The following is a 23,283-nucleotide window of genomic DNA, read 5'->3' on the forward strand; positions in this document are numbered from 1 at the left end:
GCACAGTCGACGCGAGGAAGTTGTGTGAGCAAGCACGTCCCCAATAGGCGGGCCGTACGTGCGATTGGCAATGCGTACGGCCCACCACAGGGCAGTTTGCTGCTGCGCTCATGGGCGGCGGACTCGCTCCGCGGTGCTGCTGGTCCCCACCCGCTCGCGTGCCGCTGACGCCGTTTGGAATGCACGCAACTGGTCCACCGACGTGTTCCCGAGCAGCACCGTCGCGCCGCCTGGCGTGCGCCACAGCACCATGCTGAGAGCGTCCTCACCCGTGAGGACCACGGGGGACCGTGCCAGCGCGGCACTCAACGATCCCGATCTCGCAAGCAGCGCTTCCGGGATCGTGAACTGCACCACCAGTCGGCCATCGAAGCGATAGGCGAGCACGCCGAGCAGTTCCCCCCACGCAGTGGTCGTCCACGCTGCGGCGAGATCGAGCCCAGGCGACTCGAGCGGGAAGACCGGCCCCCCCAGCGCGCGCCGAATCGCATCCACGTCGCGCTCCCGCCCCGGCAGATTCTCCGGGGACAGCGCACGCCACTGCACGGCGAGCGAGTCGAGCAACGGGGCGTCGCCAACCACAGCAACGGGAACACCCTCGGCGCCCGTTTCCGCGGCGGTATGCGCCGGCAGCAGGACACGGCCCAGCCAGAGAGCCGCGATGAGTACGACGACGGCCCCCCAGCCCCAGCGACCGAAACGCCAGCCTCGCGTCCCAGACAGCGCTGACTGCGGGGCGATTCCCGGCGCCGGCAGGGCGGCGATGGACTGCCGAATACGTGTGTGGAGTGCGGCCGAGGCCAGCGGGCCACCGATCTGCCCCAGGCCGGCCGCGAGTTGGCGCTGCATCCCCACGTCTCTGGCGCATCGGGCGCATTCACGCAGGTGCGCATCGAGTTGCGTCGCGGTCTCCGGCGGCAACTCCCCGTCGACATAGGCCGCCAACAACGAAGCGATAATGTCGTGCTGTTCGACCTCACGCCGCCAGTCGTGTGGCAGCCAGACGGATGCAGCCCCACTCGGAAACTCATTCATGACGACCTCGGCATGCGACGGACACCGGACTCCGGCTGCGGCCCCAGTGCCCACTCTCGTCCCCGTTCGGCGATCACCGCCGCGAGCAATCGTCGCCCGCGGGACATACGACTCATGATGGTGCCGATGGGTACCCCCACGGTTTCCGCGATCTCGGCGTATGTGAACCCCTCGATGTCGTGCAATTCCACGGCGGTCGCGAAATCCTCCGGGATGGCGGCGAGCGCCGCCTGCAAGACTTCGCGATCGAGCCGGCCCACGATTTCGTCGAAGACCGAGTCGCTCGAACTGGCGACGAGTGTTTCGTGCACGTCGTCGAGCCGCGTAATGGGGAGCAGGCGGGCGCGACGGGTCTGACGCTCGATCGACTCGCTGAGCACCGAACGCAGGATCCGGTACAGCCAGGCGCGCACACTGCCGGGGTCGCGCAGCTCGTCAAATGCGGCCCACGCTTTCACGCAGGTGTCCTGTACCGCGTCCTCCGCATCCACCAGCGTGGCCGTCCGGCGTGCGGCAAACCCCAACAGACGATCGAGATGCGGGAGTACGAGGGCCTCGTACTCCCGCTGGCGATCTTCGATGGAGGTAGGAACAGGCTTCGGCATGCGGAAGGAGAGGGGGCGACGGGCGAAGGTATTCCCGGAGCCGGCCGGCAGCGAGCCTCGCGACTTTACACCAGCTGGCCGGCCGCCGCACTTTGGGCCCATGAACACCCTTCTCCTCTCCCTCACGATCGCAGCCGGTGCCCTGGCGCTGGTTCGGTCACCCGTGCCGGCCCAGTCGGCGCCTGCCGGCACATCGTCGGCCTCGCTTACCGGCCCGGGAGTCTCGGCGGAGCTGGCCGAACGGCGACGCACGCAGCTGCGGGACGTGCGCTACGAGCTGGCGTTGCGCGTCGGTGTCGGTGACACCGCGAGCGGGACGGTCACGGTGCGTTTCACCGCCGTCCGCCAGGGGGCGATCATCCTCGACTTCCGTGGCCTCGGCGTGGGTAACGCACGGCTCAATGGGTCGGCGTGGCCGGAGGCCGCCAACGCGTGGAACCGGCACCATCTCACAGTGCCGGGTACCCTCGTGCGGCCGGGGCGCAATACGATCACGCTCGACTTCACGACGCCCGTCGCCAACGCCGGTGCCGCCATCATCCGCACGCGCGATGCGTCGGACAGCAGCACCTATCTGTATACGCTGCTCGTTCCCGCCGACGCGCACCTGCTCTTCCCCAGCTTCGACCAGCCTGATCTCAAGGCGCGGCTGACCCTGCAGCTCACGACGCCGGCGGCGTGGACGGCGCTGGCCAACGGCGCGCTGGTGCGCCGAGACAGCGGGGCGACGGGCGTGACCCATGTCTTTGCCCCCACGCAGCCGCTGAGCACGTACCTCATGGCGTTCGCCGCCGGCCCCTGGCAGCGCTTCACCCGCGCGGAGGTGATTGCGCCGGGAGGCGCGGCGGTGCCGACGTCGTTGTACGTGCGTCGCTCACGGGCGGCCGAGGCGGAAGCGGACACGCTGTTGGCCATGAATGCGCGCGCGCTGCGCTGGCTGGGGCAGTACTTCGGGGTGCCCTATGCCTTCGACAAGTACGACGCCCTGCTGGCCCCGGCGTTTCCGTTTGGCGGTATGGAGCATCCCGGTGCCGTGTTCTACAACGAGGAGAGCTTCATTTACCGGGAGCGCCCCACCACGTCGCAGCTGTTGGGGCGGCAGGCCACGACGTTCCACGAAGTGGCCCACCAGTGGTTCGGCGATTACGTGACCATGCGCTGGTTCGATGACCTCTGGCTCAAGGAGGGCTTCGCCACCTTCATGGCCGCGCGCATGCAGGCCGCCCTGGAGCCGACGTCGAACGCGTGGAAGACCTTCTACCTGCGCAACAAGCCGACCGCGTACGGCACCGACGCCACCGCCGGCACGACGCCGGTGTGGCAGGCGCTGGGCAACCTGGATCAGGCCAAGAGCAACTACGGGCCCATCGTGTACAACAAGGCGCCGGCGGTGCTGCGGCAGCTCGAGTACCTGGTGGGCGAGCGGGCCTTTCAGCGCGGCGTGCAGCAGTTCCTGCGCCGCCATGCCTATGGCAACGCAACGTGGCCGGCGTTGCTGCAGGCCATTGGCAGCGCCGCCGGGCGAGACCTGCGTGAATGGGGCCAGCAGTGGATGCTGCGTCCCGGCATGCCGGTCATCACGCAGCAACTCGAGGTGCGCGACGGCCGGATCACGCGTTTGCGGCTGGTGCAGCGCGCGGCGCAACCGGCGCTGAGTGGTCCCGGTGGCTGGCCACTCAAGGTGCAGGTACGCCTGCACTACGCCGATGCGCCGGCGGTGCAGTTGCCGGTGGAGTTGCGCGGCGCGAGCACCGAGGTGACGGCGGCGATAGGGCGGCCGGCCCCGGCCTTCGTGTTCGCCAATGAGGGCGATTACGGGTACGCCATCGTGCTCCCCGACAGCGCGAGCGTGCGGTGGATGGAGCAGCACATCGCGGAGGTACCCGACGATTTCCTGCGCGCCATGCTGTGGGGGGCGCTGTGGGATCTGGTACGGGAGGGGGGACTGGCACCGGCGCGCTTTGCGCACGCCGCCATGCGGGCGCTGCCTGGGGAGCGTGACGAGCAGCTGGCGGCCTCCCTCGTGGGACGCCTCGTGACCAGCGTGAGCCGGTACGCGACGCCGCCCCTGCGGGCGTCGCTGCAGCCGACGGTGGAGCAGCTGCTGCTGGCGGGGGCGCAGGACAGTGCCAGGAGCTATGGCATACGCAAGAGCCACCTCGATGCGTTCATCGGCATGGCGCGTGGGGAGGGGGCGCGTCAGCAGCTGCGCCAGTGGCTGGCGAGTGACAGCGCGGCAGGGCTGGTGCTGCGCGCCCCGACGCGATGGGCCATGGTGACCCGCTTGGTCGCGAGTGGCAGCCCGGACGCCGATTCGCTGCTCGCGGCGGAACGGCGGCGCGATGGCACCACGGAGGGAGCGCGGCTGGCGTTCGTGGCTGGCGCCGCGGCCCCCGACAGCGCGACCAAGCAGCAGTACTTCGATCGGTGGTTCCGGGACGGAACGCTGAACGAGGAGTGGGTGACCTCGAGCCTGCGTGCCTTTCACGAGGGGGAGCAGCAGCAACTCACCCGGCGCTATCTGGTCCCGGCGCTGGACACGCTCCGGTGGATCCAGGGGAATCGCCGCATCTTCTTTCTGGGGAGCTGGCTCGCGTCCACCCTTGGCGGGCAGAGCGAACGCGAGGCGCTGGCGATCGTGGACGGTTGGCTGGCGGGCGAACCCGGGCTGCCGACCGACCTGCGGCAGAAGGTGCTGCAGGTGCGTGACGAGCTGGAGCGGGCGGTGCGCATCCGTGCGCGGTACGGCGACGAGGGAGAGCGGGGCACCGCCGGCGACCCGAAAAGCCGTGTAATTCAGTCGTATCAGTAGTCCCCCGGTGGTCGTGAAACGGGTTGGTCACATCTGGCGGGATTCGGTTTGGGGGGTAGCTTCGCGATGTCCCATCACCCAACCGTCCAATCACCCCGCGATGCCTTTCGCCAGCCGCAGGTCCGTGATCGCTGGTCACGACACTCCCCGAGCCGTCCGTCCGTGTCTGGTCGGACGTTCGCGTTCCGTCCGATTCCCCTCCATCGGAGGCCGTTCATGAGCAGGTTGCAGAGACTCCTGGCTGCGGTGGCACTCGTTGCCGCCGTGCCCTTCAGCGCCCACGCGCAAACCCGTGACGTGACCGGCAAGGTCACCATGTCGGGGACCGGGACTCCCCTCCCCGATATCACGGTTGGCATTGTCGGCCAGCAGGTGGGTGTGCGCACGAACGAACGCGGCGAGTATCGTATTCGCGTGCCGCAGGGTGAGGTCAGCCTGTTGGCGCGTGGCCTCGGCTACAAGCGCCAGACCATTCGTTTGTCTGCCAACGAGAACACGGCGAACTTCACGCTCGAGAAGGACGTCCTCCAGCTGGAAGGCGTGACGGTCACGGGTGCGGCTACCACCACCGATCGCCGCGTCGCGGCCACGGCGGTGGCCACGGTGAATGCGGCCGAACTGAACCGCGTGCCGGCCCGCTCGCTCGAAGGCAACCTGGCCGGCAAGGTGGCCGGTGCCCGCATCTCCGACAACAGCGGCGCGCCGGGTGGTGGTGCGCAGATCCAGATCCGCGGCGCCACGTCGGTGCTCGGGCAGGGTGACCCGCTGTACGTGGTGGACGGCGTGATCATCTCGAACGCCGGCATCTCGTCGGGCGCCTCGGCCATTACGCGGGCTGGCGGTACCACGGGATCCAATCAGGACCAGGTGGTGAACCGTCTGGCCGACCTCAATCCGAACGACATCGAGAACATCGAAGTGCTGAAGTCAGCGGCGGCGACGGCCATTTATGGCTCGCGCGCGACGAACGGCGTGGTGGTGATCACCACCAAGAAGGGTGCCTCCGGGCAGACCCGCTGGAATGTGACCCAGCGCGTGGGCACGCAGCAGCTGATGCGCTCCCTCGGCCATCGTCAGTATGCGACGCTCAACGATGTCCTGCCGTGGGTGGACGGCCCGGTGGGCGAAGCCGCGGCGCGCGAAGTGTGCACGCCGAACTGCACCAACTACGACTGGCAGGGCGAGCTGTACGGCCGGACTGATCCGTCGTACGAAACGCTGCTGTCGGCCTCGGGCGGCGCGGGGAACACGCGTTACTTCGCGTCGCTGAACGATCGTCAGGAGTCGGGTATCATGATCAACACCGGCGCGCGCCGCACCGGTGGTCGCATCAACCTCGACCAGACGATCAACAGCAAGCTGACCGCCAGCATGGGGCTCGACGTCACGCGCAATTTCCTGCAGCGCGGCATCGGCAACAACAACAACGCCGGCGTGAGCCCCACGTACACGTTCGGCTACACGCCGGCGATCGTGAACCTCAACCGCCGCCTCGAGAACGGCCGCTACCCGATCATGCCGTTCGACGGCGGTGGGGCAGGCACGGCCAATCCGTTCGAGGTGCTGCGCGCCATTCAGAGCGACGAAACAGTCTTCCGGCAGGCGGGTAACCTGCGCCTCAACTACTCGGCGCTCTCGACAGCCCGTCACAGTGTGCAGGTCACGTCGCTCATGGGCTTCGACCGCTTCCAGCAGGAAGGCGTACAGTACTCGCCGAACTTCCTGCAGTTCGAGCCGGCCGACGGCTTCCTTGGCACGGCCGGCCAGAACAACGTGTCCAGCCTCCAGACCAACTCGGGGCTCAACGCCGTGTGGACCTGGACACCGGGTTCGAGCTGGCTGACGTCGCTCACGACCTCGGTGGGCGGCACGTACGAGCGCCAGAAGCAGGAGGTCTACCGTATTCGCGGCCGCGGCTTGCTGCCCACGCGCAAGACGGCGGCGGGCGCACAGGATATTGCCACGGAGGATACGCGCACGGAGTTCCGCGACCAGTCGTACTACGTCAATGAGCAAGCACTTTTCTTTGACGAAAAGCTGGCGCTCAATGCCGGTTTCCGCGCCGACCGCTCAAGCGCCAACGGCGACCGTGACCGGTACTACATCTTCCCGAAGTACTCCGGTTCGTACCGTTTTGTGAACCCGCTCACCGACAAGATCGACGAGATCAAGCTGCGCGGTGCGTGGGGCCAATCGGGCAACCGCCCCCGCTACGGTGACCGTGACCTGCTGTATGCCGACGGTGGCCTCATTGGCGGGCAGGGCTCGCTGGTGTCGGCCGGCTTGATTGGCAATACGGTCATTCGGCCAGAAGTGATGAACGAGCTGGAATTCGGTTTCGACGCGTCGTTCCTCAAGTCGCGTCTGGCCTTCGAGTTCACGCGCTACCAGCGCAGGATCACCGACCTGCTGCTCACCTTCCCGCTTGCCCCATCGTCGGGCCTCGGGAACCAGATCATCAACGGCGGTCAGCTGTCCGTGCTCGGCAACGAAGCGGTGGTGTCGCTCATTCCAATCCGCAAGGGCAAGTTCGAGTGGGCGAGCCGGATCATCTACAACGCCAACGTGCAGTACACGAATGACATTCCGGTGCCGGCCTTCCCGGTGCCCGGTTCGTTCGGCGCGGCTTACGGCCGCAACCGCATCACGGCGAACACCCGCTCCACGTACATCTGGTCGAACGCGCCGTTCCGCCTCAACCCCACGACGGGAGTGCGGACCGTGGCGGACACGATCACGTACGACAGCAATCCGATCCACATCACCACGTTCAACAACGACTTCACGTTCGGCCGCTTCACGGTGTCGGCGCTGCTCGACTGGCGTGCCGGCGGTACGGTGTCGAACATGACGAACAACCTGTGGGACGAAGGCGGCAACTCCCGTGACTTCGACGCCCCTGCACCGGCTCGCATCATCGAGGCCACGACCAACCAGCCCGGGTCGGCCGATTGCGGGACGCGCACGCTTGGTGCCTGCCGGGCCTTCACGTTCAACGGCGGCGACACGCGGCCGTACATGCAGAATGGATCGTACGTGAAGCTTCGCGAAGTCACGCTCAACTACGACGCGCCGGAGTCGTGGGCCAAGAAGGTTCCGGGTGCCCGCTCGCTGCGCTTCAACGTGAGCGGCCGCAACCTCATGATGTGGACGGACTACTGGGGCTTTGACCCCGAGTTCAACAACTTCGGCAACGTGAACTTCAACCGGTTCATCGACCTGGCGCCGTTCCCGCCCAGCCGGCAGTTCTTCCTCAGCGTCGATCTGGGGTTCTAAGCCATGTCGACTTCATTCACCAAGAGCGCATCGCGCATGAGCACCACTTCCCTGCGCGCCGTGGGCGCGCTGTCGCTGGCTTCCCTCACGCTGACCGCGTGCAGCCGGGACACGCTGGAAATCACGAACCCGAACACCCCGTCCATCGCGGGCGCCAGCGCCGACCCGCAGGCGCTGCAGTTGCTGGCCACCGGCCTGCTGCGGCAGAACCGTAACAGCCGCGGCGGGTTCATCACCGAGACGGGGCGTTTCGGACGCGAGGCATACGTGTACACGCCTCAGGAAGGGCGCAACACCTCGGCCTACCTCATCGGCATTTCGGGGCAGAACCGCCTCGACCCGGCCGGCTTCGCGGTAGGCAGCTGGGGCGGCCCCTACGGCAACCTGCGTGACATCTTCAACTTCAAGAATACGGTCACGGCCTCCACGCTGTCGGAAACACAGAAGCGTGCCGCGCTGGGCTTTGCCCGGACCATGGAGGCGATGGAGCTGCTCACGGTCATCTCCACCCGTGACACCATCGGCGCCGTGGTGCAGGTCAACGCGGACGCGGCGGTTCTGGCGCCGTTCGTCTCGCGTGATTCCACGTACCGATACATCCTGAACACGTTCGACGCCGCGGTGACTGACCTCACGGCGGGTGGGACCGCCTTCCCGTTCGCCCTGCACTCGGGCTACGCGGGATTCAACACGCCGGCCACGTTCGTGCGCTTCAACCGAGCCATGGCGGCTCGCGCAGCCGCGTACCACGCCACCTCGGGCGGCGGCGCGGCAGCGTGGACGCGCGCTCGACAGGCGCTCGAGGCGTCGTTCATCAACATCACGGCCAACAACGCGGCCGCGTACAACGTGGGGGTTTTCCACCCCTACTCCGCCGCGCCGGACGTGACCAACCCGCTCGCGGCAGCGACGAACACGGACTTGTACGCGCACATGTCCATTGATGCCGACGCGCCGCTCAAGCCCGACGGCACGAAGGACAACCGGTTCCTGGCCAAGATCGGTCCGCGTCCGCCGCGCGGTGCCCCGGCAGGACTCGGCATTTCGTCGTCGCTCGGTTTCCAGATCTATCCCGCGATCAACAGTTCGATTCCGATCATCCGCAACGAGGAGCTCATTCTCCTGCGGGCCGAAATCCTGCTGGCGACTGGGGACAAGGCGGGGGCGATCGCGATGATCAACAACATCCGCGTGAACTCGGGCGGCCTGGCGCCGACGACGCTGACGGCGAGTTCGGCCGACGCCGACATCATCACCGAGATCCTCGTGCAGAAGCGCTACTCGCTGCTGCTCGAGGGGCACCGCTGGATCGACGTTCGCCGGTACGGGCGTCTCGACCAGCTGCCGCGTGACATTACGACCGGCGTGAACGCGCACTTCGTGGCGCGTGTGCAGCCGCTGCCGCAGGCCGAGTGCCTGCAGCGTATTGGTCAGACGGGCCCGCTTGCCGGCCCCGGGTGCTGACCATCGGCCGCCGCTGGTGAACACGGCAACGGCCCCGCACACGATGTGTGCGGGGCCGTTGTGCGTTGTGCGGGTCACATATTGCGGCGCGGTAGAAATTGGCACCACGGAGAAAAGACAGCGGGATCGCGAAGGGCACGCGCCTGCGGCTACCGGTGGTCTCCCCGATCGCCCCCGATGGCGGTCAGTACCCGTCGCGGGTCCACACGGCCACGACGCCGCAGCGACGGTCAACGCCGCTGAACTGCGGGGGCACGGTGGCGGCGCCGGCATACACTTCGATTCCGGCGATCTGCTTGGGTGGCGGGAGCAGATCGAGATTGAAGTATCGCGGCAGGATAATGCCGTCGAGCAGCACCTGCATGGGGCAGTACTGCTGCTGCTGGTTTCCGTCGAAACCGCCACCTTCACGGCGCGAGTACACCTGCGTACCACCGAAGACCTGCGTGGTGTTCACCGAGACCTCCACGCCGCGCATATAGCGCAGGAAGTCTGCCGTCTGTACGGAGCCGCGGCGCTCGATTTCCGCCTGCGTAATGAATTGGCCCTGCCCCTGCTGACGCCGACGGTCGAAGTCGACCATGCGCATGGTGAGTCGCTCGCCGCGCACGCGCACCGTGTCGAGCATGCGATTGGAGCGGGTAAGCGTATATGCAAGGCGCAACGTGTCGTTCGACGGCACGTCGATGACGCCGGAGGTCGGCGCGTACCCGATGCGGCGCACGACCAGCAGGTACTGACCGGGCGTGACCTGCACCATGCGGAAACGGCCGTTGGCACCGGTCACGACCCGTGCGCCGGTGCCAACGATCGTCACATCGGCCGCGTTGAGGGGCACCAGCAGCGTGTCGGTCACCGTGCCGTCGATGACGCCGAACTGGGTGCCAGGACCGGCCGCATTGCGATCGGCCGCCTCACGACGGGCACGGTCGAGCACGGTCTGCTTTTCCTGAGCGGTAAGCGGGGCTGCAAGGCTCACCGCGCACAGGACGGCGGCCAGTGCCAGCGGACGGACACGCGCGGCACAGCGCGCCGGAATCGGCGAGGGGAAAGCGGTCAGCATACCAGAATACTACTGGCGCTACCCGCCGAGGGGGATGGCGCAGGCACGACGGCCCAACGCCGGATCAACGCTTGGTCAGATCGCCGCAGGCCACGATGATGCCCATGGCGGCGGCGGCGTCGTGAATGTTCACGTAGTACGACGCGCTGTCGGCCAGGGGAACGGGAATGGTGGCCGTCCCGCTGGCCTGCCCTTTGGCATCCACCACGAGCGGCGTGTAGGCCCGCCCCCCTCCCACCACGCCGCCCGATTGCCGGCAACTGCCGGTGTGCACGTGCCACGGCCGTGTGGCCCCCGGGGTGTCGCCGTCGAGCGTGACCGTGACCAGCGTGCCGGTCCCGTCGGCCGTGGGCTTGGCGGTGGCGGCGCCGGTGACCTTGCGCCCCTCACGCCCCGCCAGGCGAGCCGCCCACTCCGTGCGGGTGCGCTCCCACCGCGCGTCCCGCAACGCCGGACCGCGCGATACGGTGGCAGCCTCGAGCATGGACGACGTGGCCACGGCCACGAGAGCAAGGGTGCCGGCTGCGGAGAGTACGCGCATGAGGGGCTCGCGAAGTGTGAAACGTGAAACAGTCAGGGACGACGGCGGGTCCAGTGCGGCTGCGTAGACGACGGTGGTGCCTTGCCCGGCTTGGGCGGCGGGAGGGGACGCCCACGGCCCGTGTAATTGCTGGAGCGCGCATCGAGCACGAAGATGAGCGCCACGGCCAGCAGCGCCACGGCAAAGCCCAGCGCCAGCAAGCGGGTGCGGAACTGCCGATCGTCGATGAAGAGCGAGCCCACCAGCAAGGGCATGACCACCAGGAACAGGCGGATCATGCGGCGATCGAAGTCGCTGGGGACGATCTTGGTCCCGCGGGGAGCCAACTTGAGCCGATACTCCGCCTCGGCGGCCAGCGCAAAGAAGCCGTCTTCGAGACGGCGGAACCACACCAGCGGGTTGAGCGACCAGCGACCTGGGCGTGACGGCATGGCAGGTGAACGACGATCCGGCCGTGCTGGATCCCACCGACTTGCCGCGCGTGCTCCGTGCCGGACTCGTCAGCTGCGCTCGACGATGCGGTCGATGAGGAAGCTCGACTGAACGAGCGCCTCGGCGGTGAAGTCGCCGAAGAACGTGCGGACCTCACCGAACAGTCGGGAAAAGTGCTCCTGATCACCGTTCGCGAGTACGTCGGCCAGCTCGGCGACGGCCTGGCCATAGGCGGCGGTGATTTCGGCGGTGGCCGGGTTCCGCATTTCGATGGGACCGTACAACGCGGGATCCTGCGCGAAGTGCCGCGCCGCCACGTACAGCTCGAGGAGATAGGCGGGTGAGGTGAACGGCAGGGTTTCGCTGAGCGGCAGCCCGAGTCGGGCCAGCGTCAGCCCCTGGACCTGGGTCTGGAAGTGGGTCAGCACCTGGACCACCGACATGATGCGGTCGTGATGCGCCGCGGTGGTTTCCGTTATTACCAGGCCACGGGCGGCGAGCATGGAGGCAAGCCAATCGGCCCAGACATCGCCGCGGCCGCGACAGAGCACCACACGCTGCCCCTGCAGCGTGTGCACGTTGGGACCGAACATGGGGTGCGTGCCCACCACGCTCGCCGCCGTGCTCTCCAGCATGGCCTGCATGGGCGCCGCCTTGATGCTTGTCACATCCATGAGCAGTCCCGTGGCCGGGACGTGCGGTCCCACGGCCCGCACCACGGCCTCGGTCTGGTCAATGGGGACGCTGATCACGGTCACCTCGGCGGCTGCCGCGGCTTCCTCGGCTCGCAGCACCGTATCCGTGTCGACGACCAGAGGCTGGTGACCGAGATCGCCAAAGAGGCGTACCAGCACCCGACCGATCTTGCCGTGCCCGCCAATGACGGCCACCGTGCGCGGAGCCGCCCCCGACGGTACCTCGGCGCGCAGCGCTGCCTGCTGGTCGCGACTGGAGCGCAGGAGCACCCGAAAGATCGACTCGATCTCGCCGGGTGGAAGCCCGAGTTCCAGCGCACGATCGTGCCGATCCTGCAGCACCTCCTGCTCCCGCTGCGGATCCCGAATGCGAATACCATGCTGGCGCTTCCAGGCAGCCACCTCGCCCACGAGCGCCATGCGTCGGGCGAGGATCTGCAGCAGGTCGCGATCGAGCGCGTCGATCATGGCCCGCACCACGGCCAACGGACGCGGGGGGGCCGCCCCGTCTTGCGCTCCGGCCTGCGTCACGGTCAGTGCGACGAGGGCTGGTAGCGGCCCCACGCCTGTTCCAGCGTATCGGCGATCTCGCCGACCGATGCCCGAACCCGCACGGCGTCGATGATGCGCGGCATGAGTTCGGCACGCGGCCCCGAGTGATCCGGCAGGTAGTGTGGTGCCGCTTCGGCGATGCGGGCGAGCGCCTGCTGCACGGCAGCGCCATCACGCGATGCCCGCACGGCCGCCAGACGCGCCACCTGATCCTGTTCGAGCGCGCTGAAATCCGGCGCCGGAATGATGGGCGGCTCCTGTCCGTCTCCGTATTTGTTCACCCCCACCACGACGGTCTCGCCCGCCTCGACGCGCAGCTGGTACTCGTAGGCGCTGCGGCCGATCTCCTCCTGGAAGAAGCCGGCGCGAATGGCCTCGGCGGCCCCGCCGAGTTCGTGCACCCGCTCGAGCAGCGCCACGGCGCGCTCTTCGATGCTGTTGGTGAGCTGCTCCACGTACCAACTGCCGGCCAGCGGATCCACCGTTTGCGCCACTCCCGACTCGTAGCCGACGATCTGCTGGGTGCGCAGCGCCAGCGTGGCGGCTTCCGCGGTGGGGAGCGCCAGCGCCTCATCGTAGCCGTTGGTGTGCAGCGACTGCGTGCCACCGAGCGTGGCCGCCAGCGCCTGGATGGTGACGCGCACGATGTTGTTGTGCGGCTGCTGCGCCTGCAGCGTCACGCCACCCGTCTGCGTGTGGAAGCGCAGGCGACAGCTGGCATCGTTGGCACCGAAACGCTCGCGCATGAGGCGCGCCCAGAGCCGACGCGCGGCGCGGAACTTGGCGACTTCCTCGAACAGATCGTTGTGCGCGGCGAAGAAGAACGACAGACGCGGCGCGAACGAGTCGACCGCGAGTCCGGCCTCCACCGCCTGCTGCACGTAGGCCAGGGCGTCGGCGAAGGTGAACGCCACTTCCTGCACCGCCGTGGCGCCCGCTTCGCGAATGTGATAGCCGCTGATGGAGATGGGATTCCACTGCGGCACCTCGGCGGCGCAGAAGCGGAACATCTCCGCCGTGAGCGCGAGCGACGGCGCAGGCGGATAGATGTACGTGCCGCGCGCGATGTATTCCTTGAGAATGTCGTTCTGCACCGTGCCGGAGAGCATGTCACGGCGGATGCCGCGCTCCTCCGCAACGACGATGTACATGGCCAGCAGCGTGGAGGCCGTGGCGTTGATCGTCATGCTCGTGGAGACCTTGTCGAGCGGAATGCCGTCGAGCAGCACGTGCATGTCTTCGACGGTGTCGATGGCCACACCGACACGCCCCACCTCACCCATCGCCCGCGGCGTGCCGGAGTCGATGCCCATTTGGGTGGGAAGATCGAAGGCCACCGACAAACCGGTCTGCCCGGCATCGAGGAGCAGCCGGAACCGTTCGTTGGTGGCCTTGGCGGTCCCGAACCCGGCATACTGCCGCATGGTCCAGAGACGACCGCGGTACATGGTGGGCTGGACGCCGCGGGTGAACGGGAACTGGCCCGGGTCACCCAGGTCGTGCGCGTAATCGATACGGACGGCATCCGGTCGGACAACCGCCGGAATGGGGATACCGGATGGGGAGAGACGTTCGGTCATCTCCCCAATCTATCAGCCCGCCGAAACCGCGGAGGGTGCGGGGCGTGCCGCCCCTCGGCGCTCCGGAATGCCGGGGGCCACATACCGGGGAAGCGGGAATTCACTGACCATCTCCACCTCCGCCTTGCTGCCGATATAGAGCGGCGAGCGCTGATGCAGCTCGGTGGGCTCGATGTCGAGGATGCTGCCGTAGCCGTCGGTCGCGAGTCCTCCCGCCTGCTCCGCAATGAAGGCAAGGGGGTTGGCTTCATACAGGAGACGGAGCTTGCCGCGCGTGGCCTTCTCGTTGGCGGGATAACAGAACACACCACCACCGAGCAGGTTGCGATGGAAGTCGGCCACGAGCGAACCCACGTAGCGCACATTCAGCGCCTTCTTCTGCCCGTCGAGCCCACGATACCGCCGCATGAGCGCGCGGGTCGGCTCCGGCCAATCCTGCTCGTACGCGTCGTTCACCGACAGATATCGCGCCCGCTCGGGGATGCGGATGTTGGGGTGCGACAGCAGGAACTCACCGATGGACGGATCGAGCGTGAAGCCGTGCGCCCCCTGCCCCGTGGTGTACACCATCATGGTGCTCGAGCCATAGAGGATGTAGCCGGCCGCCACCTGACGGCGCCCAGGCTGCAGCATGTCCTCCATCTCGCCGCGCGTACCGCGCGTGATCTTGCGGAACACGGAGAAGATCGTGCCCACCGGCACATTGACGTCGATGTTCGACGAGCCGTCGAGCGGATCGAAGAGCAGCACGTACTTGCCGTGGCGGAAGCCTTCGGGGATCTGGATGATGTCGGGCTCTTCCTCCGACGCCATCGCACAGAGCCGCCCGCCATGATCGAACGCCTTGACGATGATCTCGTTGGCGATGACGTCGAGCTTCTGCTGGACTTCGCCCTGCACATTCTCGCTCATTGTTGCGCCGAGGATGTCGGCGAGGCCGGCGCTGCGCACCTTGTTGGCGATCATCTTCCCGGCGAGTGCCATGTCGTAGAGGATGCCGGACAGTTCGCCCGTCGCCTCCGGGAACATGCGCTCCTGCTCGATGATGAAGCGCTCGATGGTGACGACCGACGTCGCAGTATGCTTGACCACGGTAGGATCCCCGGAGGGTGAACGCGAATCGCCGACTGAGCCCCAGTCCGGCTTGTGCGCTGAGCGGAAAGCTGGCGCCCCCGGGCAAGCTCGTGCAAGAGCAGCGCCGCGGTTTTTCGAAGGACTGATGCGGTGAAACGGATGTAACAGGCACGACCTGTCCCGCAGGTCATGGCACGCGATTCTCCTGGGGCACCTGCCACGCCTCGCCGCCCGCAAGGACCCGCAGCGTGCGTCCATCGGTCTGCACAATCACGGTGCCATCGGTATCGGTGCGCAACACGGGAACGCCGCGTGCCATGAGCGCCGCCAGCGTCTCGGGTGAGGGATGTCCGTAGCGGTTGCCCGCCCCCACCGAGGCAATCGCCAGGCGCGGCGTGGCCGCATCGAGGAGCGGGGCGGTCGAGCTCGTCCGACTGCCGTGATGCCCCAGCTTCAGGACATCGACATCGAGCGCGTCGGCGCCCTGCTGCGCCACCAGCCACGCCTCTTCCTCTCCCTCGGCGTCGCCGGTCAACAGCAGACGGTGATGTCCGAAATCGACGCGCAGCACCACCGACGATTCGTTGGCATCCCGCTGTAAGGCGGTCCACGAGGAATCGGGAGCCAGCACGGTCAACTGCACACCATCCAGTGTAAAGGTGCGCCCCGGGCGCACACGCTCCCACGGCGTGTTGGTTTCCCGCACGGCGTCGAGTGCCTCGCGGTAGCCTGGGCTGGGCAGCACGAAGGCCGGCTCCCACCAGCGCGCCGGGCGCAGCGCCCGCACCACACTTGCCGCGCCACCCGCGTGATCGTCGTGCGGGTGCGTAAGCACGAACAGCGCCACCTGTCCGCCGCGCCGCCGCACATACGGCACCACGACGCGGCGACCCGCATCGCCCCCCTGCCAGCGCCGCCCCGCGTCCACGAGAATCCAGCGTCCGCGCGGCGTACGCAGCGCCAGGGCATCCCCCTGCCCGACGTCGAGCACATGCAGCTCCAGGTGCCCGTTTCCCGGCACCATTGCCGATCGCCAGAGGGTGGCCGTGAGCACGGCGGCCGCCCCCACCACCCAACGGCCGCGCCGTCGGTCGGCCGTGCTGCGTACGAGCAGCGCTACGGCCGTGCCGGTCCCCACGGCGGTGGCGAAGGTGGGAGCCACGCCAAGTACGGCGCCAGGCACCGCTGCCGCACCGTGGGCCACGAGATCGAGCAACGCCATGAGTGGCTGCGTCGCGTCCGCGAGCCAGTGGTGCGGCCCAGCGGGCAACAGCAGCGCGGCGAGCAGGGCAAGAAACAACGCCGGCTGGAGAACGCCGATCAATGGCGCCGCCACAACATTGGACAGGGGCGCCACCAGACTGATCCGACCGAAGGTCCAGGCCACGAGCGGTGCCATGACCAGTGTGGCGATGAGGCCGGTGGAGATTTCGCCGAGGAGCCAGCCGGCGGCCCCTCGTTGCCGATGCCACCAGCGCAGCATCCTTGCCGCATAGGCGGTTACCGGGAGCGGGTGACGGTCCCGTTTCCAGCGTCGGTGCAGCGACCGGGTCGCCACCAGCGCCGCCATGCCGCCCACGCTGAGTTGCCAGCCGAGGTCGTGCACGATGGCGGGCTCGATGGTGGGGACCACCGCCCCGAGGGCGAGGGCCGTCCACTCGTGCACCGGGCGCTGCCAGCGACGACTGAGCATCGTGACGATGAGCATGATGGCGCTGCGCACCGCGGGCGCCGGGAAGCCGAGGAGTGCCACGTAGGCCACCACGACGCACACACACGCCGGTTCGAGCCAGCGACGGGAGAGGCGCAAGGCACCGCCCAGCGTGAGCAATGCCGTGGCGATGATCGCGACATGCATGCCGCTGACCGACAACAGGTGCACGAGACCCGCGTCGGCGTAGCGATCGCGAACCGCGGGGTCGATGCTGCGCTGATCGGCAATGAGCAGCGCGCGTACAAGTGGCGCGCGCGTGCGAAAGGCGTCGTCGATGACCGTCCCCACATGGGCGCGCCACGCCACGAGTGGATGGCGCGGGCCGTACGCGACTCCAACCCGGGCGCGTTCGAGTCGCAGCGCCGTGCCGGTTGGCTGCGGAGACGCCCACACCGGCACGTGCATGCCTGGCCGGGGCGTCGGCGCGGCGGCGCGCGTACTATCCTGGGGCGCGAGGTTCACCACCGCCGGCACGTGACAGCGCGGCCAGCGTGCGCGCTCCGACGCCTGCCCGCGCAGCTGCGCCGGGCGACGGCCGCGCGACGGCACGTGATCCGCCACATGCACCCATGCCGCGCGGCCTTCGGCCAGCTGCCGCTGCAACCGTTGGGCACAGAGCCGGTTCTCGCGCTCGTCTCCCCACGAGGCCAGCAACCCGGCCGCCACGAGGAGCGGCTCCACCCGACCACGGCGCCAGAGCACGACCCCCGCCGCCAGAAGCAGCGCGGGCGGCAGCGGCGTGTGCCACCACGCCCCCGCCATGAGCCCCGCCAGCCACCACGCAACCGCATGAATGAGCAACGGCATGGCACAACCTGTGTGCGCCATGCCGCCGTGGTATCACCATTTCTCCGGCCCCGCCATCATGCCAACGCGGCCGGCAATCGCTCGCTGCGATACGCCCCGATACGCCCCGATACGCCTCGATGCGGCGCTATGCGCCGCTATGCGCCGCTATGCGCTCATCATGGGCAAGGGCGCGCGCTCCCGTCGCTCGACCACCGGCGTACCGGTGAACGTGGCCCCGGTGGTGCCGGTGAGGGTCACCGTGAGATACTCGCCAATTCGGGCCGCGTCGGCAGGCACCATGACCGTCTTGAAATCACGCGAGCGGCCCTGCAGCAGTTCGCCGTCGCGCGCCACCTTCTCGATAAGCAACTCCATGGTCTCGCCAAGACGGCCGAGATTGTTCTCGCGCGATATGCCGCGCACCGTGCTCACGAGGCGGTCGAAGCGGGTCGCCACGACGTCGTCGGGGATCGTCCACTCGGGCGGCATGCGTGTGGCCGGCGTGCCCTCACGGGCCGAGAACTTGAACATGAAGGCGTCGTCGAAGCGCACTTCCCGGCAGAGGGACAGCGTATCGGTGAACTCCTCATCGGTTTCGCCCGGAAACCCCACGATGATGTCGGTCGTGAGGGCGAGCCCCGGAATCGCGGCGCGCAGGCGGGCCACGCAGTCGAGGTAGTCCTCACGGGAATAGCGTCGCAGCATGCGCTTGAGCATGCTCGTGCTGCCGCTCTGCATGGGCAGATGCACGTGCTCGCAGACGGTGGGCGTCGTGGCCATCGCCTCGATGACCCGGTCGCTGAAATCGTTCGGATGTGGGCTCGTGTAGCGCACGCGACGAATGCCATCGACGGAGCCCACCGCGCGCAGCAGGTCGGCGAAGTCGTGCGAGCCGTCGGTGTACGAGTTGACGGTCTGCCCCAACAGCACCACTTCGGAGAGGCCCTGCTCGACCACCTGCTGCACCTCGCGCACCACGTCGGCCAGCTTGCGGCTGCGCTCGGGGCCCCGCGTGAACGGCACGATGCAGTAGGTGCAGCGATAGTCGCAGCCGCGCTGCACCGGAATCCACGCCTTCACCCCTTCGAAGCGCCGCGCCACCACGTCCTCGTAGTGCTCCTCGAGGTCGAAGTCGGTGGCGGTGAACTTCTCGCCGCGACGCGCCCCGTCGAGCAACGCCGGGAGCGCCCGGTAGCCATCGGGGCCAACGACGAGCGACACGTGCTTGGCCTGGTCGAGCACGCGGGCCCCCAGCCGCTGCGCCATGCAGCCGGTCACCCCCACGATGGTGTCGGGCTTCATGAAGCGGCGCAGTTCACCGAGACGGCCAATGACGCGCGTTTCGGCGTTCTCGCGAATGGCGCAGGTGTTCACGAGAATGACGTCAGCGCCGTCGGGCGCATCAACCGGCGCGTACCCGTGCGCCACCAGCTTTCCGTACATGAGTTCGGAGTCGGCCACGTTCATCTGGCAGCCGTATGTCTCGATGTACACGGTGGGCCTGGGCGTTGCCGTGACGGTGTCCGGCAGCTCGGGAAGCGAAAGCGGAGCACTCATGATCAGGGGCGCACCTGAATGCCGACGCCGAGGAGCCACGCCGCCTCGCGGGCCGCGGATCCGGCGAGCGAGCGGGTGGCACGCTGCAGGGAGAAGTCGATGGCCGCGGCGTCGCGCGCGAGGGGGAAACCGAGACCACCGCTGAGGCGAATCTCACGCACCGGCGCTGAGGTCGTGCTGAAGGGCAGATCGGTGCGGGCATACCCGGCGCGCAGCAGCAGCGGCACGCCGCGCAGGCGCGGACCCGCCACCTCAGCGCCGCCAAACAGGTTGAGCGCGTCATGGGCGCGCGTGCGCGACGATGCCATGGACTGCATGGCCGACCAGTTCACCTGTTCGAACCCCACGGCAAACGACGACCCGGTGATGCCGTCGTAGCGCAACGTCCCGCCCAGGCGGGCCGGCACGTTGCCCGCGGCGCGGGTGGTGTCGCGGATACGGGCCTCGAAGCGATTGCCCGCCCGGTAACTGGCGGCCGCGGCCAGCCCCTTGAAGAGGCGAATCTCGCCACCGATGGACACGGCGGTCCCGATGTACGTGACGCGCGACGAGTCGAGGGTGCTGCCGAAACGCAACGTGTCGGCGAACGTGCGTTCGCGGACACCGGTGTTCTCGCCGGTGAAGATGTGACCGCCAAGCCCCACGCGCGCCCAGTTGCCGATCTGCCACCCCACCGCACCGCGGATGTCACCGATGGCGCCGCGCATGGTGAGCTGTTCATTGGTGGAGAGCGAGGCGCCGTCCACGTCGGCTGTGCCTCTGGTGGTGGTGGTGTACGACCGATCGAGGAAGCCGCGGGCACTGAAGCCCACCGCCACGCCGCGCGCGGCGGGGAAGATGACCGCCAGCAGCGGGATGCGCTGTGACGCCGTGCGCTCGGTGACACCGCCCACCGTCAGCCGCCGATATTCGGGCTCGGCCTGCGCACTGAGCACGGTGCGCGCAATGCCACCGAGGGCCGCCGGGTTGATGGGCGACAACGGGTCGATGTCGCCGAAGGCACCGGCCGTGCCGGATGCGCGGATGCTCATGCCGTTCACCGGGTAGCCGAACCCCAGCGCACTCAAGGAGCCCTGCGCACCCGCGATACCCGGCACCGCGAGACTGCCCGCGATAAGCATCGTGGCCGCCACGCCGGTACGGATGCGGTGGTTCGTCAGCAGCATTGCGCGATTCATGGCAGGACGAACTCCGACTTCGGCAGGTAGGTGATGCGCAGCTTGGGGCGGAGCGCGGGGGCCGCCGTGCGGCTGAAGAAGCGCAGTTCCGCGGGCTGTGCCCCCTCGAGGGCGATGCGCAGCGCCAGTCCGCGAGGCACGGTGGGCGCCTGCAACCGCCACGAGCGCGCAAGCCCGAGGACGTTGAGTGAGCGGACCCCACTGTCGCCGGGTACGAAGCGCGTGGTGTCGACTCCCAACAGCGTCCCTTCGGCCGTGAGGTCGAGAATGCGCCGCAGGTCCGACACATCGGCGGTGGCGGTGGGCACGAGCGGAAACACCGCGACGGAGTCGCGCACGTTGCCGAAGCGGCTGCGCTGCTGGGTGAGCAGCAGGTCGGCGCGCACGATGGTGCTCGAGTCGGAGATACGACGCGGCACGTTGAAGCGCATGTACGTGCGATACGCGGGGTAGCCGCCCACGACGAGGGTGTTGGGGCCCGGCGGAGGTGAGCCGATGTCGGTGAGCGCGTACAGGCTGTACGCGAGATTCACCTCGCCTTCGGCCCCCGACAGCGTTGTCTGCGTAGTCAGGGTGACGGGCCGGTAGGTGGTATCCGAGGCCGGATCGAACTGCAGCGTGGGCGCCCCGAAGCCGAGTATGAAGGCGCGCAGGCGCAGCTGCCCGGCACTCCCGGTGAGACGCAGGCCAACCCGCACACGCGACTTCGCCGCAATTCTGGCCTGCATGAAGGTGCGGCTGAGCGGCACCCGAATGGTGTCGCCGGTGCTCGACGGCGTGAGCGTGAGCGTGCCGATACGACGGTCGGGGCGGAAGAGCGAACGCAGCACCGCCGGCACGGTGTCGCTGGCCGTGGTGTCGACATCGTACGCTTCGAGTGTGACCGGGTTGCCGCCACGCCGACCGGTGCTGTCGAGCGGCAACTTGAGGAAGACCGAGTCGACCGTGGTGATGGAGTCGAGTGTACCGGTGCCGTTCGGGAGGAACGACGTCGTGAGCACATCGAAGCGCAGGATGGCGCGTGTGACCAGGGTGTCGGGTCGATTGGCGAGCAACAGGTTGTTGGACAACCCGAGGGTGGGATAGCCCGCCAGCGACGAGTCGATCTCCAGCGCTTCGAACGTGGTGTCGCGGAAGCGCTCGGACTCCTCCGGGCACAGCGACGGACAGCCGGCGCCCCCGTCGAGGTTCTCGGTGCAGGCCGCTGCGGCAACCGAAGTCGCGCAGAGCGCCAACACCAGCAACGGAGCGCGCATGCGCGCCCACGACCAACGACCGCCTTCAGACATTCTCGAGTGATGCAGGCGTGAACGGTGCCGGCAGCAGCTCGGCCAGCGACCAGCGAGCCGCGCGCCCATCGGGCGTCACGGCGTAGACTTCCAGCGCGGGGGCGAATTCCACCAGCGCCTGACGACAGATCCCACACGGCGGGGTGGGATCGTGCTGCGTGGACGTAATGACCACCCGCACGAACCCACGCGCCCCCGCGGCAACGGCCGTTCCCAACGCTACCCGTTCGGCACAGGTGCCTGCCGGGTACGAGGCATTCTCCACGTTACAGCCGCCGAACACGCGGCCATCAGCGGCTTCCAGTGCGGCGCCAACCGGGAACTGCGAGTACGGCGCCCAGGCATTGGCACGCGCCGCATCCGCCACAGCGCGCAGCCGCTCGAGCTCGGGGGGCAGCGTGCTCACGCGGACACGAGCTGGGGGAGGAACGAGGTCCCGCGGCCGCGCCAGGATTGCCCGAACCAGTCGGCCACTGTGGCACCGAGATCGGAGAAGGTGTCCCGCGTTCCCAGCGGGCCTCCACGCACGCGCGCTCCCGCCACCAGCAACGGCACGCGCTCGCGCGCGTGGTCCGTGGATGGCGTGGTGGGGTCGTTGCCGTGGTCAGCCGTGATGAACAGCAGGTCGTCCTCCCGCAGGGACGCAAGCAGTGACGGGAGTGCCCGGTCGAACGCCTCGAGCGCTCCCTGAAAACCCCGGACATCATTCCGATGCCCGAAGAGCTGGTCGAAATCTACCAAGTTGGCGAAGCAGAACCCACGCGGCGCCGTATCCAGCCACCGGCGAATGGCCTCGAGCCCTGCCACGTTGTTGGTCGTGTGCTGCGACCGGATGGCTCGCCCGGCGAACAGGTCGTCCACCTTGCCTACCCCCGCCCTGGGCACGCCCGCAGCTTCGAGCACGTCGAGCAGGGTCACCCCGGGCGGCTGAATGGAATAGTCCCGCCGGTTCGCGGTCCGCTGCCACGCCCCTGGGGTTCCCACGAAGGGACGCGCAATGACCCGGGATACGTCGTGCGGCGCCACCAGTTGCCGCCGCGCGACCTCGCAGGCACGGTAGAGCTCGTCCAGCGGAATCCACTGCTCGTGTGCCGCAATCTGGAAAACAGAGTCGGCGCTGGTGTACACGATCCACGCCCCGCGCTGCTGCTGCTCCTCGGCGAATTGCGCGATGACGGCCGTCCCGCTGGCGACGCAGTTGGCGATGACCGGTCGGCCGGTGGCGGCAACGAACGCGTCGATCACCGCCGGCGGAAAGCCGTTGGGGTAGGTGGGAAAGGGGCGCTCGAGATGCAGCCCGGCCAGCTCCCAGTGCCCGGTGGTGGAGTCCTTCCCGGCAGAGCGCGGCAGCATGACCCCGTACGCGCCCACGGGGTGCACGGCCGGCGGCACCCCGGCGATGTGCGTGGCGTTGCCAAGGCCGAGTCGCTGCAGGTTGGGCAGCGTGAGCCCTCCCACGGCACGGGCAATGTTGCCGATGGTATCGCTGCCGGTGTCGCCGTAGGCCGCCGTATCCGGTGCCTCGCCGCACCCCACGCCATCAAGCACGAGGAGCAGGGCGCGGCGCAACGCCGGGTCGGCGTGCGGAATGTCGGTTGGCGGCGTGGCAGACATGCAACGGAGCGAA

At 68.2% G+C, this 23,283-nt stretch carries 17 protein-coding genes; 3 read left to right on the forward strand and 14 right to left on the reverse strand.

Going from position 1 to position 23,283, the window contains the following annotated elements; all coding sequences use genetic code 11:
- Nucleotides 1-108 precede the first annotated feature (108 nt).
- Together O9271_RS08105 and O9271_RS08110 are read right to left on the reverse strand one after the other, a co-directional pair.
- Nucleotides 109-1,035 (reverse strand): anti-sigma factor, encoded by a 927-nt coding sequence (locus O9271_RS08105; RefSeq protein WP_298268119.1) that lies wholly within the window; start codon nt 1,033-1,035, stop codon nt 109-111.
- A complete protein-coding gene (locus O9271_RS08110) occupies nt 1,032-1,640 on the reverse strand; it encodes a sigma-70 family RNA polymerase sigma factor (protein ID WP_298268122.1) in 609 nt (202 codons plus the stop codon). Before O9271_RS08110 ends, O9271_RS08105 begins: the two co-directional genes overlap by 4 nt.
- A 100-nt stretch (nt 1,641-1,740) precedes the next feature.
- Here O9271_RS08110 and O9271_RS08115 point away from each other — a divergent pair, with 100 nt between their 5' ends.
- The 3 genes from O9271_RS08115 (at nt 1,741) to O9271_RS08125 (ending at nt 9,192) form a co-directional block, all read left to right on the forward strand.
- Complete coding sequence (locus tag O9271_RS08115) at nt 1,741-4,452, forward strand: M1 family aminopeptidase (protein ID WP_298268125.1); 2,712 nt, start codon at nt 1,741-1,743, stop codon at nt 4,450-4,452.
- Nucleotides 4,453-4,668: 216 nt separating this feature from the next.
- On the forward strand, nt 4,669-7,728 hold the full coding sequence (locus tag O9271_RS08120; RefSeq protein WP_298268128.1) for a SusC/RagA family TonB-linked outer membrane protein: 3,060 nt from the start codon (nt 4,669-4,671) through the stop codon (nt 7,726-7,728).
- A 36-nt stretch (nt 7,729-7,764) separates the two neighbouring features.
- Nucleotides 7,765-9,192, forward strand: coding sequence for a RagB/SusD family nutrient uptake outer membrane protein (locus O9271_RS08125; protein WP_298268130.1), 1,428 nt, complete (start codon nt 7,765-7,767; stop codon nt 9,190-9,192).
- 184 nt (nt 9,193-9,376) lie between these two features.
- Here the strand turns inward: O9271_RS08125 and O9271_RS08130 are convergent, their stop codons facing one another.
- From O9271_RS08130 to O9271_RS08185, 12 genes are all read right to left on the reverse strand, one after another.
- Entirely contained in the window at nt 9,377-10,255 is an 879-nt protein-coding gene (locus tag O9271_RS08130) for a carboxypeptidase regulatory-like domain-containing protein (RefSeq protein WP_298268132.1), read from the reverse strand.
- Nucleotides 10,256-10,319: 64 nt separating this feature from the next.
- Nucleotides 10,320-10,796 carry a hypothetical protein gene (locus O9271_RS08135; RefSeq protein ID WP_298268134.1) on the reverse strand — a complete coding sequence of 159 codons (477 nt, stop codon included), beginning with the start codon at nt 10,794-10,796 and terminating at the stop codon, nt 10,320-10,322.
- A gap of 32 nt (nt 10,797-10,828) precedes the next feature.
- Nucleotides 10,829-11,227 carry a hypothetical protein gene (locus O9271_RS08140; protein ID WP_298268137.1) on the reverse strand — a complete coding sequence of 133 codons (399 nt, stop codon included), beginning with the start codon at nt 11,225-11,227 and terminating at the stop codon, nt 10,829-10,831.
- Nucleotides 11,228-11,296: 69 nt separating this feature from the next.
- Nucleotides 11,297-12,454, reverse strand: a complete 1,158-nt coding sequence (gene tyrA, locus O9271_RS08145) for a bifunctional chorismate mutase/prephenate dehydrogenase (protein ID WP_298268139.1) — start codon at nt 12,452-12,454, stop codon at nt 11,297-11,299.
- Nucleotides 12,455-12,456: 2 nt separating this feature from the next.
- On the reverse strand, nt 12,457-14,055 hold the full coding sequence (locus O9271_RS08150; RefSeq protein WP_298268143.1) for a methylmalonyl-CoA mutase family protein: 1,599 nt from the start codon (nt 14,053-14,055) through the stop codon (nt 12,457-12,459).
- A gap of 12 nt (nt 14,056-14,067) precedes the next feature.
- Nucleotides 14,068-15,147: a class 1 fructose-bisphosphatase gene (gene fbp / locus O9271_RS08155; protein WP_298268146.1), complete on the reverse strand. Its 1,080-nt coding sequence runs from the start codon at nt 15,145-15,147 to the stop codon at nt 14,068-14,070.
- A gap of 169 nt (nt 15,148-15,316) precedes the next feature.
- Nucleotides 15,317-17,671: a DNA internalization-related competence protein ComEC/Rec2 gene (locus O9271_RS08160; protein ID WP_298268148.1), complete on the reverse strand. Its 2,355-nt coding sequence runs from the start codon at nt 17,669-17,671 to the stop codon at nt 15,317-15,319.
- A 126-nt stretch (nt 17,672-17,797) separates the two neighbouring features.
- Complete coding sequence (gene miaB / locus O9271_RS08165; RefSeq protein ID WP_298268151.1) at nt 17,798-19,189, reverse strand: tRNA (N6-isopentenyl adenosine(37)-C2)-methylthiotransferase MiaB; 1,392 nt, start codon at nt 19,187-19,189, stop codon at nt 17,798-17,800.
- 2 nt (nt 19,190-19,191) lie between these two features.
- Entirely contained in the window at nt 19,192-20,367 is a 1,176-nt protein-coding gene (locus O9271_RS08170) for a hypothetical protein (protein WP_298268153.1), read from the reverse strand.
- A complete protein-coding gene (locus O9271_RS08175) occupies nt 20,364-21,623 on the reverse strand; it encodes a hypothetical protein (RefSeq protein ID WP_298268155.1) in 1,260 nt (419 codons plus the stop codon). The genes O9271_RS08170 and O9271_RS08175 overlap by 4 nt, the downstream gene beginning before the upstream one ends.
- Nucleotides 21,624-21,648: 25 nt before the next feature.
- Nucleotides 21,649-22,062: a cytidine deaminase gene (cdd, locus tag O9271_RS08180; protein WP_298268157.1), complete on the reverse strand. Its 414-nt coding sequence runs from the start codon at nt 22,060-22,062 to the stop codon at nt 21,649-21,651.
- Entirely contained in the window at nt 22,059-23,270 is a 1,212-nt protein-coding gene (locus O9271_RS08185; protein WP_298268159.1) for a phosphopentomutase, read from the reverse strand. The genes cdd and O9271_RS08185 overlap by 4 nt, the downstream gene beginning before the upstream one ends.
- Between the last annotated feature and the right edge of the window lie 13 nt (nt 23,271-23,283).

Origin of the sequence: Gemmatimonas sp. (assembly GCF_027531815.1) — a bacterium.
Lineage (GTDB): Bacteria > Gemmatimonadota > Gemmatimonadetes > Gemmatimonadales > Gemmatimonadaceae > Gemmatimonas.

Excerpts from the sequence above, each read along its gene's own strand:
- O9271_RS08140 (WP_298268137.1), bottom strand. The coding sequence starts at position 11,227 with ATGCCGTCACGCCCAGGTCGCTGGTCGCTCAACCCGCTGGTGTGGTTC.
- O9271_RS08185 (WP_298268159.1), bottom strand. The coding sequence starts at position 23,270 with ATGTCTGCCACGCCGCCAACCGACATTCCGCACGCCGACCCGGCGTTG.
- O9271_RS08110 (WP_298268122.1), bottom strand. The coding sequence starts at position 1,640 with ATGCCGAAGCCTGTTCCTACCTCCATCGAAGATCGCCAGCGGGAGTAC.
- O9271_RS08130 (WP_298268132.1), bottom strand. The coding sequence starts at position 10,255 with ATGCTGACCGCTTTCCCCTCGCCGATTCCGGCGCGCTGTGCCGCGCGT.
- O9271_RS08170 (WP_298268153.1), bottom strand. The coding sequence starts at position 20,367 with ATGAATCGCGCAATGCTGCTGACGAACCACCGCATCCGTACCGGCGTG.
- miaB (WP_298268151.1), bottom strand. The coding sequence starts at position 19,189 with ATGAGTGCTCCGCTTTCGCTTCCCGAGCTGCCGGACACCGTCACGGCA.
- O9271_RS08125 (WP_298268130.1), top strand. The coding sequence starts at position 7,765 with ATGAGCACCACTTCCCTGCGCGCCGTGGGCGCGCTGTCGCTGGCTTCC.
- O9271_RS08160 (WP_298268148.1), bottom strand. The coding sequence starts at position 17,671 with ATGGCGCACACAGGTTGTGCCATGCCGTTGCTCATTCATGCGGTTGCG.
- O9271_RS08105 (WP_298268119.1), bottom strand. The coding sequence starts at position 1,035 with ATGAATGAGTTTCCGAGTGGGGCTGCATCCGTCTGGCTGCCACACGAC.
- O9271_RS08120 (WP_298268128.1), top strand. The coding sequence starts at position 4,669 with ATGAGCAGGTTGCAGAGACTCCTGGCTGCGGTGGCACTCGTTGCCGCC.
- O9271_RS08135 (WP_298268134.1), bottom strand. The coding sequence starts at position 10,796 with ATGCGCGTACTCTCCGCAGCCGGCACCCTTGCTCTCGTGGCCGTGGCC.
- O9271_RS08150 (WP_298268143.1), bottom strand. The coding sequence starts at position 14,055 with ATGACCGAACGTCTCTCCCCATCCGGTATCCCCATTCCGGCGGTTGTC.
- O9271_RS08175 (WP_298268155.1), bottom strand. The coding sequence starts at position 21,623 with ATGCGCGCTCCGTTGCTGGTGTTGGCGCTCTGCGCGACTTCGGTTGCC.
- O9271_RS08115 (WP_298268125.1), top strand. The coding sequence starts at position 1,741 with ATGAACACCCTTCTCCTCTCCCTCACGATCGCAGCCGGTGCCCTGGCG.